Here is an 11,795-nt window from a genome sequence, read left to right on the forward strand (position 1 = left end):
ATACTGGATACGATCAACCGGCTTAGCCGCATAACCTGAACCGCCGTGTACGGAACCGTACGCACGGTGGTGTGAGAGGACGGCGGGTGTGAACCCGCCTCCTACTCGATTGCAGTCAGTGCCGGCAACCAACCCGCTGAACCCCATGTCCAACCCCTGACCCCATGGAAGACTCAGGAGGCCAAGATGCACCTCTGCTCCATCGATCAGGCAGTCGACCAGGCGCTGTCGCGCCTGCCGGCCCACATTCACATGGGCCTGCCGCTGGGCCTTGGCAAACCCAACGCCTTCGTCAATGCGCTGTACGCCCGAGTGCGCGAACTGCCCGAGCGCCAGCTGACGATCTACACCGCCTTGTCCCTTGGCCGTCCACCCTTGGGCGACGGCTTGCAGCGGCGCTTCCTCGAGCCCTTCATCGAGCGTGTGTTCGCCGATTACGAAGACCTCACCTACCTCGCCGACTTGCGCAACGACCAACTGCCGCCGAACATCCGCGTCGAGCAGTTCTTCATGCAGCCCGGCAGCCTGCTGCACAGCGAGAGCGCCCAGCAGGACTACGTCAGCAGCAACTACAGCCACGCCGCCCGCGACATCAACGCCAAGGGCCTTAACCTGATTGCCCAGCTGGTGGCCGCCACGCCAGAAAAGCCCGTGCACCTGAGCTTGGCCTGTAACCCCGACATCACCCTCGACCTGCTGCCGATGATCGCCAAGCGCCGCGCGGCCGGTGAAACCATTCTCATGCTGGGCCAGGTGCATGCCGAGCTGCCCTACATGCCGGGTGACTCGGAGCTGAGCATCGACGCATTCGACCTGCTGATCGATGAGGTGGAGCAACGCCGGCTGTTCTCCACGCCGAACATGCCGGTCACCACCCAGGACCATTGCATCGGCCTGCACGCCAGCACCCTGGTGCGTGATGGCGGCACCTTGCAGATAGGCATCGGCGCCATGGGCGATGCCGTGGCCGCTGCGCTGTTAGCGCGCCAGGGCGACAATGCGGGCTATCGGGCATTGATGGATGAACTGGATGTTGCCCCTTGGCAAACCCTGATCCAGCGGGAAGGGGGGCTGGATGCCTTCGCCCAAGGCCTCTACGGATGCAGTGAAATGTTCGTCAACGGCCTGCTGGCGCTGGCTGAGGCGGGCGTGGTGCGGCGTCCGGCAGACGAGCAGGGCGTACTGGTGCATGGCGGGTTTTTCCTCGGCCCACGGGCGTTCTACCAACGCTTGCGGGACATGCCGCTGGAGCAGCGCGCACGGTTTGCCATGACGCGTATCAGCTTCATCAATGAGCTGTATGGCCAGGAAGAACTGAAGCGCCGCCAGCGCCGGGATGCGCGGTTCATCAATACGGTATTCACCATGACCCTGCTGGGCGCGGGGGTGGCCGACCAGCTGGAGGATGGCCGTGTGCTCAGCGGCGTGGGCGGGCAGTACAACTTCGTCGCCCAAGGCCACGCGCTGGAGGGCGGGCGATCGATACTGCTGTTACGTAGCTGGCGCGAGGCGGCGGGCGAGGTCAGCTCGAACCTGCTGTGGGCCTACGGCCACTGCACCATCCCCAGGCACCTGCGCGATATCGTGGTGACCGAGTACGGCATCGCCGACCTGCGCGGGCAGACCGACAGTGAAGTGATTGCGCGGTTGTTGGCGGTCAGTGATTCGAGGTTCCAGGGCGAGCTGATCGAACAGGCCAAGAAGGCCGGCAAGTTGGCCAGGGATTTCCAGCTGGAAGCACGCTTTACCGACAACACGCCAGAGCGCCTTGAGGCCATCCGGGCGCGCCATGCAGGGCTGTTTCCGGAGTATCCGCTGGGCACCGATTTCACGGCCGAAGAGCGTGACTTGCTGCGGGCGTTGAACTGGCTGAAGAGCAAGTTCAGGTTGAGCGAGGTACTGGGGCTGGGCAAGGCAGCGCTGGATGCGCCGGGGCCGGAGGGGTATGCGGCGCAGTTGGCGCGCATGGGGTTGGGGGATCCCCAAGGGCTGAAGGAAGAAATCTATCAGCGGTTATTGCTGGCGGGTTTGGCGGCGACCCGATAATTGTCGGGGCCGCAGAGCGGCCCTTTTGCGACGCAAGGCCGCTCCTGCAGGCTCGCGCGATCTGCTTCACCTATAGGAGCGGCCCCAACGGCGATCACTCGATGAAGCTGACCACACCACCTGCCAGCGACTTCACCCGCGCCAGCGATTCAACGCGGTAGCCCTGGCTGTCCAGCTCGGCACGGCCGCCCTGGAACGACTTCTCGATGACGATACCCAGCCCGGCCACCGTGGCGCCAGCTTGCTTGATAATCGAGATCAGTGCCTGCGACGCCTTGCCGTTGGCCAGGAAGTCATCGATCACCAGCACGCGGTCGCTGCTGTTGAGATGACGCGGCGAGATGGCCACGGTGTTCTCGGTCTGCTTGGTGAAGGAGTACACCGAGGCAGTCAGCAGGTTCTCGGTCAGGGTCAGCGACTGGTGCTTGCGCGCAAAGATCACCGGCACGCCCAGCTTCAGGCCCGTCATCACTGCCGGGGCAATGCCCGAGGCTTCGATGGTGACGATCTTGGTCACGCCGGCGTCGGCGAACAGGCGGGCGAACTCGTCACCGATCAGCTGCATCAGTGCAGGGTCGATCTGGTGGTTGAGAAACGCGTCGACTTTGAGAACCTGATCGGAAAGCACGATGCCTTCTTCGCGAATCTTCTGATGCAGTGCTTCCACTGTGGTTTTCCTCGATGTAGCAAAGGTGGCCGCAACAGCGGCAACGGTTAAAGAGTAAGGGTTGATCAGCGTTTGAGCATCGCCCGAATATCGGCCAGTGCGTTGTTGCCACGCGCAGCTTTGACTTCGACTGGCGCATCGTCCAGGCCTTCCCAGGCCAGGTCGTCCGGCGGCAGTTCGTCGAGGAACCGGCTCGGTGTGCAGTCGATGATCTCGCCGTACTGCTTGCGCTTGGCCGCAAAGGTGAAGGCCAGGGTCTGGCGCGCGCGGGTGATGCCCACGTAGGCCAGGCGGCGTTCTTCTTCGATGGTGTCGGCTTCGATGCTGGAGCGGTGCGGGAGGATCTCTTCTTCCATGCCCATGATGAACACGTAAGGGAATTCCAGCCCCTTGGAGGCATGCAGGGTCATCATCTGCACGCCTTCGGCGTTTTCTTCCTCTTCCTGCTGGCGCTCGAGCATGTCGCGCAGCACCAGCTTGCCGATGGCGTCCTCGATGGTCATGTCACCCTCTTCGTCCTTCTCGAGGGTGTTTTTCAGCGCTTCGACCAGGAACCAGACGTTGCTGATACGGAACTCCGCCGCCTTGTCGCTGGCGGTTTGCTGGCGGATCCAGTTCTCGTAGTCGATGTCGCGGATCATTTCGTGCAGCGCGGCGATCGGGTCGTCCAGCGCCACCTTGTGGCGCACACCGTCCAGCCAATGCTTGAAGCGCTGCAGGCGCTCGGTGTAACGGGCGTCCAGGTGCTCGCCCAGGCCCATCTCCTCGCTGGCGGCGTACATCGAGATACCGCGTTCGGTCGAATAGTTACCGAGCTTTTCCAGGGTCGTGGAGCCGATTTCCCGGCGCGGCACGTTGATGACCCGCAGGTAGGCGTTGTCGTCGTCGGGGTTCACCAGCAGGCGCAGGTAGGCCATGAGGTCCTTGACCTCCTGGCGGCCGAAGAAGCTGTTGCCGCCGGACAGGCGATACGGCACCTGGTGGTGCTGCAGCTTGAGCTCGATCAGCTTGGCCTGGTAGTTGCCGCGGTAGAGGATGGCGAAGTCGCTGTACGGGCGGTTGGTGCGCAGGTGCAGGGTGAGGATTTCCATGGCCACCCGCTCGGCCTCGGCTTCCTCGTTCTTGCAACGGATCACACGGATCTCGTCGCCCACGCCCATCTCGCTCCACAGCTGCTTTTCGAACGCGTGCGGGTTGTTGGCGATCAGCACGTTGGCGCAGCGCAGGATGCGGCTGGTGGAGCGGTAGTTCTGCTCCAGCATGACGATTTTAAGGGAGGGGTAGTCCTCCTTGAGCAGCATCAGGTTCTCGGGCCGCGCACCGCGCCAGGCGTAGATCGACTGGTCGTCGTCGCCGACCACGGTGAACTGGTTGCGCATGCCGATCAGCATTTTCACCAGCAGGTACTGGCTGGCGTTGGTGTCCTGGTATTCGTCGACCAGCAGGTAGCGCACGCGGTTCTGCCAGCGCTCCAGCACCTCGGGGTGTTCCTGGAACAGCTTGACCGGCTGCAGGATCAGGTCGTCGAAGTCCACCGCGTTGAACGCCTTGAGCGTGCGCTGGTAGTGGGTATAGACGATGGCGGCGGTCTGCTCGCGCGGGTTGCGAGCCTTTTCCAGGGCCTCGGGGGGGAGGATCAAGTCGTTCTTCCAGGCACCGATCATGTTCTTGATCTCGTCGATGCCGTCGTCGCCGGAATACTCTTTCTGCATGATGTCCGACAGCAGTGCCTTGATGTCGGACTCGTCGAAGATCGAAAAACCAGGCTTGTAGCCCAGGCGCTCATGCTCCTTGCGGATGATGTTCAAGCCCAGGTTGTGGAAGGTGCACACGGTCAGGCCGCGGCCTTCCCCCGGCCGCAGCAGGGTGGCGACCCGCTCTTTCATCTCGCGTGCGGCCTTGTTGGTGAAGGTCATCGCCACGATGTACTGGGCACGGATGCCGCAGTTCTGGATGAGGTGGGCAATCTTGCGCGTGATCACGCTGGTCTTGCCGGAACCTGCACCGGCGAGCACCAAAAGAGGGCCGCCAACGTAGTCTCGGGCTTCCTGTTGCCGGGGATTGAGTCGGGACATGCTAGAAACCGGGGGTCGCCAGAAAATAGCCGCGCATTCTAACAGGCATGGGCCGGTTATGGCGCGACCGTCTGACGTCTGAGTCAGACTTTTGTCTGCGCATAAGCATTAGTCAGGCTCATGCTATTCATTGAAAAAATCGTATTTGCCGGTTGGGCTGGTTTCGCGCAGGATGCACGACAAAATGCGTCGGGGTGTACGTGTCTAAAAATGGAAATCATTTTCATTAATACAGTAGCATACCTGGCCTCTGCCGCTGCCCCGTCCAAGCCCTAAGGAGCCCGCTTGTCCACGCCTGTCGAACCTCTGCGTTTGCTGCTGTTGGCTGATGAGCCGGAATGGGCCGTGCTGTTGCGTGAGTGCCTGCAGGCCCTTGGCGGCAGCGCAGTGTTGTTGACCGCACCTGACTGGGAGTCGGTCGACAGCCTGTTCAGCCATGACCGCCAGGCCGTGGTCCTGGCCACACCGGCCCTGCAGCCTGCCCCTGGGCGCTGCGAACTGCCCACCATCGTGCTGCTCGATCACGAGCCGGAGGTGGCGCCCGGCGGGGTCAGCGACTGGCTGGTGCGCGACCATCTCAATGCTGATACCTTGCGCCGCTCGCTGCGCCATGTGCGCGAGCGCGGCGTGCTAGTGGCCACCTTGCAACGCCTGGCCGAGCAGGACCCACTGACCGGCATCGCCAACCGCCAGGGGTTTCAGGCCTTGCTGACGGCGCGCCTGGCAGAAGGTGATGGCCGTGGCCTGGCCCTCGGCCACCTCGACCTGGACAACTTCCGCCACGTCAACGACGCCCTTGGCCACCAGAGCGGCGACCGCCTTATCCTGCAGGTGGTGCTGCGGCTCAAGCAGCAACTGGAGGCCGGTGACCTGGTGGCGCGACTGGGCAGCGACGAATTCGCCCTGCTGATCGATACCCGCCGTGACCCGAACCGGGCCGAGTGGATGGCCGAACGCATCATCGAGGCCTTGGCCGAGCCCTACTGGATCGACGGCGAAAGCCTGCTGCTCGGCTGCAGCCTGGGCCTGGCGCATGCCCGCGCGCAGAGCGGTGCCGACCCCCTGATGTGGCATGCGCATATCGCCATGCGCCAGGCCAAGGGCAGCCAAGGCTGTACCTTTCATGTCTTCAATGAACGCATCAACTGCAACGCCCGCAGCCTTGCCGACCTGGAAAGCGAGCTGCGCCGGGCCCTGCGCCGTGACGAGCTGGAGCTGCACTACCAGCCACGGCTGAACCTGGCCGATGGGCGTATTGTCGGCCTGGAGGCGTTGGTGCGCTGGCGCCATGCCGAACGCGGCCTGTTGCCGCCCAGCGAGTTCGTGCCGCTGGCCGAGCAGAGCGGGCTGATCGTGCCGCTGGGCTACTGGGTGATATCGCGCGCGCTGCGTGACATGCAGGCGCTGTGCGAGCATGGCCTGGCGCCGTTGCACATGGCAGTGAACCTGAGCTTTCGCCAGTTTCAGGACAGCCAGCTACTGACGACCCTGAGCCGGTTGATCATCGAACACGGGGTCGATGCCCGCTGGCTGGAGTTCGAGCTGACCGAGACGGCGGTCATGCGTCGCAACGAGCTGGTACGCCAGACCATGGATGCCCTGGGGCGCCTGGGCGTGCGGTTTTCCCTGGATGATTTCGGCACGGGGTTCTCATCGTTCGTGCACCTGAACAGCCTGCCGATCGCGTTGCTCAAGGTCGATCGCAGCTTTGTTGCCGAAATGGAAATGCGCGAAGAGAACCGCAAGCTGGTGCACGCGATGATCAACCTGGCGCACAACCTCAACCTTGAGGTGGTGGCCGAGGGGGTCGAGAGCGAGGCACAGATGGCCTTGCTGCGTGAGTTCGGCTGTGACCAGGTGCAGGGGTTTCTGGTCAGCAAGCCGCTGCCGGTAGGGGAGTTGATGGCGTTTTTGCAGGAAGGTGGCAAGCCGCACCTGGTCAGCGTGTGAAATAGCCGGGGAGGGCAACGCGCCCCCCCGGGCATTCAGGCCGACACCGCTGCCTGGCTGCCAGCCCCGGCCTTGCGCAGCAACCGCTTCATCCGCCATTCAAAGCCAAAGGTCAGCGCCACTGCCGCGCAGGCCAGCCCCAGCGCCAGCCCCCACCAGATCCCGACCGCGCCGCCACCCAGGTTGAAGGCGAACAGCCAGGCGCTGGGTGCGCCCACTAGCCAATAGCAGCACAGCCCGATCAGGAAGGTGGTCTTGGCATCCTTCAAACCACGGATCGAGCCCATGGCGATGGTCTGCATGCCATCGAACAGTTCGAACCACGCCGCCACCATCACCAGTTGCACGGCCAAGTGGTAGATGGCCGCGAACGCCGGGTCGTCGCGGTCGATGAACAACCCCACCAAGGCATCCGGCAACAGCCAGAACAGCGCGGCGAAGGCGAACATGATCATCCCGCCGAAACCGATGCCCACCCGGCCTGCGCTGCGGGCGGCGAGCAGGTTGCCGCCGCCGTAGTACAAGCCCACGCGCATGGTCACGGCATAGGACAGCCCGGTCGGCACCATGAACGCCGTCGAAACGATCTGCAGCGCGATCTGATGCGCCGCCAGCTCCGTGCTGCCGAGCACGCCCATGCACAGCGCGGCAAAGGCAAACAGGCCGACCTCGACCATGTACGTGCCGCCAATCGGCAGGCCCAACCGCCACAACTCGCGCAGGGCCGGCAGCGAAGGGCGCGACAGGCCCTTGCGCAGTGGGTAGGCGGCATAGGCCGAATGCCAGCGGATGTACAGCGCCAGGGCAATGGCCATGCCCATCGACACCACCGCAGTGACCAGGCCGATGCCCATCAGGCCCAGCTTGGGCAGGCCGAACATGCCTTCGATCATCGCGACGTTGAGCAGGTAGTTGAGCACCGTGCCAATCACGCTGATGACCATCACCGGCGTCGAGCGGCCGAGGGCGCTGGTGAACCCGCGCAAGGCCATGAAGGTCAGGTAGCTGGGCAGGGCCAGCGGCAGCAGGGTGAGAAACTCGGCTGCCGAGGCGACGTTGTCCGGCTGCTGGCCGAACATCAGCAATACCGGCTCCAGGTTCCACAGCGCCAGCGCCGCGACCAGCGCCAGGCCCCAGGCCAGCCACAAGCCGTTCTGGGCCAGGCGGGTGACGCCTTCGATGTCGTTGGCGCCCTTGCGGATGGCCACCAGCGTGCCGACGGCGGCGATCACGCCCAGGCAGAAAATCGACACGAACGAGTAGCTGGCAGCGCCCAGGCCACCGCCGGCCAGTGCTTGTGGGCTGATGCGGGCCATCATCAGGGTGTCGGTCAGCACCATCAGCATGTGCGCCAACTGCGAGGCGATCAGCGGCCCGGCCAGGCGCAGCAAAGCCTTGAGTTCGGTGGTGGGCGCTACATGCATGTGAGTAGTCCTTCTTCCTGATTCTGTGAGCAAGGGGCGAGTCTGAGGCTTTGGTCAACTTTGCACAAAAGGATAAAAGCGATCATTGGCATGAGTCTGACTCATAGGTATATGCTGCGGTCGATCGGTTTCACAGCCCCGTATGGCAGGTGCCTCATGTCTCGTCAGCTCCCTCCGTTGTATGCCTTGCGCGCATTCGAAGCCGCTGCCCGGCTGAGCTCCTTCACCCGCGCCGGCGAAGAGCTGTCCATTACCCAGAGTGCTGTCAGCCGCCATATACGCACCCTTGAGCAGCACTTCGCCTGCCGCTTGTTCGTGCGCAGCGGCCGCAGCCTGCAACTGACCGAAGCGGCAAGGCTATTGCTGCCCGGCGTGCGCGAAGGCTTCACTGCGCTGGAGCGGGCGTGCGATACCTTGCGCGGTGAAGATGACATCCTGCGCATGAAAGCGCCCTCTACCCTGACCATGCGCTGGTTGCTGGCGCGCCTGAGCCGCTTTCGTCACCTGCAGCCGGGTAATGAAGTGCAACTGACCAGTGCCTGGATGGACGTCGACCATGTCGATTTCAACCAGGAGCCTTTCGATTGCGCAGTGTTGCTCAGCGATGGCGTGTTCCCTGCTCATTGGGAGGTGCGCCGGTTGTTTCCCGAACTGCTGATCCCAGTGGGCGCCCCGGACCTGCTCGACGACGCACCGTGGGACGAGCATCGGCTGGCCTGCTTCGAGTTGTTGCACCCGACGGTGGACAAGCGCGACTGGCGAGAGTGGCTGCAGCGCATGGGGCTTGGCGACAAGGTCTCGCTCAAGGGCGGCCAGGTGTTCGACACCCTGGAGTTGGGCATGATCGCGGCGGCGCGTGGCTATGGGATATCGATGGGCGATTTGCTGATGGTGGCCGAGGATGTGGCGCAGAGGCGCCTGAGCCTGCCCTGGCCGACGGCGGTACCCAGCGGCATGGACTATTACCTGGTGTGGCCGCGTACCCGGCCGGGCGGCGAGCGGCTGCGGCGGTTGAGCGCGTTTCTGCACGACGAGGTGGCGGCCATGGACCTGCCGAAGGTGGAAATCCTGCCGGCGATTGGGCCGCAGCGCGACCCAATGCACCCCTGAGCCTTACATCGAGCCCAGGTTCAACGCCTGCGCACAGGCCTGCAACGAGCGGCGCTCGCTTTGCGCATACAAGGCCAGTTCATCCTGCACCTTCAGCCCCAGTGCGGCCTCGAAGGCCTCACGGTTAGCGTTGCTGCCGTAGTCTGCCTGCGCATCATCGCCCAGGTTGGACTGGAAGATCCCTGCCGCGCTCACCGGCAGGAAGTCTTCATACACCAGCGCCTCGTAGTGCACATGCCCTGCCTCGATCAGCCCCTGCAGGGTGGTCGGGCGCTCGCGCTGATCGCGTGCGGCCAGGCCTTTTTCGGTGGCAAAGTAACGGAAGTAGGCCAGGCCTTGCTCGCGCATCTGCGCCAGGTCATCCGGGAATTCCGCGAAGGTCTGGCTCAACAGTGCCTTGTAACGCTCGGCATTGGCTTCGGCGGGGGCACCGCCCAAGGCCGCGCGCGTGGCATCAAGCAACGTGTCGTAAAGCTGGCGGCCCTTCGGCGTCAGCGCCGCACCGCGCTGTTCGATCTCTCCGAAACGTGCGGTGTGGCTGCCCTCGCTGCCTTGCTGGTCACAGAAGGCGACCTTCTCCTGCAGTGCCTTGAAGCTGGTCTGGCGCAGCAGGATCGGGTGACGACGGGTGGGCGGGCCTTCGACCACGGCTTTTGGCGGGATGCCCTTGGCCGGCATGCCGACCTGGATCGCGTCGATGTCCAGGGTGCGCGGGGTGAGGTGGTTGATGTGCGGGCCTTTGAAGGCAACCACATCGGCGATCAAACGGTGCTGGTCGTGCAGTTGCTGGTACTGCTCGGCGGTTACCGTGGCGTCGTGGTGCCAGCGGAAGGTGTGCAACGCTTCCTGGACGAAGGCTTCGGCGTCGGCCGCGCTCAGGCCGCCGTCACGTTCGCACTGCTCGATCAGTTCAAGCACGCGCGGGGTGAAGATCTCGCGTTTGGCCAGGATGCCCTGCGCCAGCTCACGCAGCTGTGGGTTGTCGATCAGTTCCAGGCGCAGCAGCGAGGTGAACACGCGGAACGGGCTGACATGCAGCGATTGCTCGTGCACGGCGCGAAATGCCGTGGAGTGCACCGGTACGCCCGCCGAGCTGAGGTCGTAGTAGCCGACGGGCTCCATGCCCATCACTGCGAACAGTTTGGCGATGGTGGCCAGCTCTTCGGCGGTGCCGACACGGATGGCGCCGTGGCGCTCCTGGTCCAGGCGTTCGATTTCGCCGGTCCAGCGCAGCGCTTCGGCCACTTTGGGTTGCTGGGCCATGACCTGCTGGTTGATTTCGCTCACCAGCTCCAGCAACGTGCCATACAGCGGCACTTCCTGTTTGTACATGAGCGACATGGCGGCAGAGAACTGCGCGCGGATGCTGTCTGGGCTGACGAAATCGTGGGCGGGCATCGCTAGCTTCCTGGTTAGGTTCGGACGCTTACATGAAAGCTGGGAATGCACATGGCTCACAAGCGAAAAAAAGTGGGTGTGTCATTCCTTTTTTGATCGACCTAAGGGCCGCAAAGCGGCCCCGGCACGCTCAGCGCTGCAACTGCTCGCGCACCCACTCCACCAACGCCCGCACCTTGGGCACTTCCGCTGCATGCTCGGCATACGCCAGGTAATGCGCCCCAGTACTGCACATCGCATGATTCCACGGAATGACCAGGCTCCCTTCATTCAATTCCTTGGCCACTAGGTACTGCGGCACCAACGCCACCCCACACCCCGCCTGCGCGGCGCTCAAGGCCATGTAGAAGGTATCGAACCGCGGCCCGTGGTAGCTGCTGACACTGTGCAGCCCCAGTTCGAGAAACCACTCATGCCACGCTTCCGGCCGCGATGTGCTCTGCAGCAGCACCAGTTCGGCCAACTCTCCCGCATCGGCCAGCGCCCGCCCGGCCAAAAGCTCCGGCGCGCATACCGGTACCACCTCTTCGCGGAACAGCTCTATGCAGGTCGCCCCCGGCCAGGTGCCCTGCCCATAGAAGAACACCACGTCCGCCGAGCCTTGCAGCAAGGCGAACGGCTCCATCTCGTTGCGGATGTCCAGGTGGATATTGCTGTGGCGTTTGCCAAACCCCTTGAGGTGAGGGATCAACCAACGCACGCCAAAACTCGGTTGAGTGGCTACCTTCAATATCTCGGTCTGCTCGCCATAGGTCAGGACGTAGCGGCTGGAGATGTCGACCTGGGTGAGGATCTTGTTGACCTCGGCCAGGTACAGGCTGCCGGCTGGCGTCAGTTGCAGGCGGCGGCGAATGCGCAGAAACAGGTGGTGGCGCAGCATGTCTTCGAGCTGCGCCACCTGCTTGCTGACCGCGCTCTGGGTCAGGTGCAGCTCTTCGGCGGCACGGGTGAAGCTTAAATGACGGGCTGCGGCTTCAAAGCACTGCAGGGCGGTCATGGAGGGCACCAGGCGTTTGGACATAGCGGTCTCTGCGGCTCAAATCATTACCTGACGGAATGATATGCGGAATAAAGGTCGTTTGTTGCACTGGTGTGATCGGATTAATACTGATCCACATCATTTTT

At 63.5% G+C, this 11,795-nt stretch carries 8 protein-coding genes; 3 read left to right on the forward strand and 5 right to left on the reverse strand.

The genetic code is table 11. The annotated features are described in order from the left end of the window. Positions 1-186: 186 nt before the first annotated feature. Positions 187-2,046, forward strand: coding sequence for an acetyl-CoA hydrolase/transferase family protein (locus tag HU766_RS13440; protein ID WP_186657514.1), 1,860 nt, complete (start codon positions 187-189; stop codon positions 2,044-2,046). A 94-nt stretch (positions 2,047-2,140) separates the two neighbouring features. Here HU766_RS13440 and HU766_RS13445 read toward each other — a convergent pair whose 3' ends face one another. Both HU766_RS13445 and rep read right to left on the reverse strand, forming a co-directional pair. Continuing rightward, positions 2,141-2,713 (reverse strand): xanthine phosphoribosyltransferase, encoded by a 573-nt coding sequence (locus HU766_RS13445; RefSeq protein WP_033702269.1) that lies wholly within the window; start codon positions 2,711-2,713, stop codon positions 2,141-2,143. 65 nt (positions 2,714-2,778) lie between these two features. Further along, the gene (rep, locus tag HU766_RS13450) at positions 2,779-4,788 is read right to left on the reverse strand and encodes a DNA helicase Rep (RefSeq protein ID WP_033702267.1); all 2,010 of its coding nucleotides are present in this window, start codon (positions 4,786-4,788) and stop codon (positions 2,779-2,781) included. 285 nt (positions 4,789-5,073) lie between these two features. Between rep and HU766_RS13455 the strand changes: the two genes are divergently transcribed. Continuing rightward, the gene (locus tag HU766_RS13455) at positions 5,074-6,738 is read left to right on the forward strand and encodes a bifunctional diguanylate cyclase/phosphodiesterase (RefSeq protein WP_186657517.1); all 1,665 of its coding nucleotides are present in this window, start codon (positions 5,074-5,076) and stop codon (positions 6,736-6,738) included. Positions 6,739-6,773: 35 nt separating this feature from the next. Here HU766_RS13455 and HU766_RS13460 read toward each other — a convergent pair whose 3' ends face one another. Next, entirely contained in the window at positions 6,774-8,162 is a 1,389-nt protein-coding gene (locus tag HU766_RS13460) for a NorM family multidrug efflux MATE transporter (protein ID WP_033702265.1), read from the reverse strand. A 156-nt stretch (positions 8,163-8,318) separates the two neighbouring features. Between HU766_RS13460 and HU766_RS13465 the strand changes: the two genes are divergently transcribed. Next, positions 8,319-9,272 (forward strand): LysR substrate-binding domain-containing protein, encoded by a 954-nt coding sequence (locus HU766_RS13465; RefSeq protein ID WP_186657520.1) that lies wholly within the window; start codon positions 8,319-8,321, stop codon positions 9,270-9,272. Between the two features lie 3 nt (positions 9,273-9,275). Here HU766_RS13465 and HU766_RS13470 read toward each other — a convergent pair whose 3' ends face one another. Together HU766_RS13470 and HU766_RS13475 are read right to left on the reverse strand one after the other, a co-directional pair. Continuing rightward, positions 9,276-10,670, reverse strand: a complete 1,395-nt coding sequence (locus HU766_RS13470) for a VOC family protein (protein ID WP_186657524.1) — start codon at positions 10,668-10,670, stop codon at positions 9,276-9,278. A gap of 130 nt (positions 10,671-10,800) precedes the next feature. Next, positions 10,801-11,691, reverse strand: a complete 891-nt coding sequence (locus HU766_RS13475; protein ID WP_186657527.1) for a LysR family transcriptional regulator — start codon at positions 11,689-11,691, stop codon at positions 10,801-10,803. Positions 11,692-11,795 lie beyond the last annotated feature (104 nt).

This window comes from Pseudomonas sp. SWRI77, assembly GCF_014269105.1.
In the GTDB taxonomy this organism is placed as follows: Bacteria; Pseudomonadota; Gammaproteobacteria; order Pseudomonadales; family Pseudomonadaceae; genus Aquipseudomonas; species Aquipseudomonas capeferrum.

Coding starts and splice junctions, on each gene's coding strand:
- HU766_RS13440 (WP_186657514.1), top strand. CDS start 187: ATGCACCTCTGCTCCATCGATCAGGCAGTCGACCAGGCGCTGTCGCGC.
- rep (WP_033702267.1), bottom strand. CDS start 4,788: ATGTCCCGACTCAATCCCCGGCAACAGGAAGCCCGAGACTACGTTGGC.
- HU766_RS13460 (WP_033702265.1), bottom strand. CDS start 8,162: ATGCATGTAGCGCCCACCACCGAACTCAAGGCTTTGCTGCGCCTGGCC.
- HU766_RS13465 (WP_186657520.1), top strand. CDS start 8,319: ATGTCTCGTCAGCTCCCTCCGTTGTATGCCTTGCGCGCATTCGAAGCC.
- HU766_RS13470 (WP_186657524.1), bottom strand. CDS start 10,670: ATGCCCGCCCACGATTTCGTCAGCCCAGACAGCATCCGCGCGCAGTTC.
- HU766_RS13475 (WP_186657527.1), bottom strand. CDS start 11,691: ATGTCCAAACGCCTGGTGCCCTCCATGACCGCCCTGCAGTGCTTTGAA.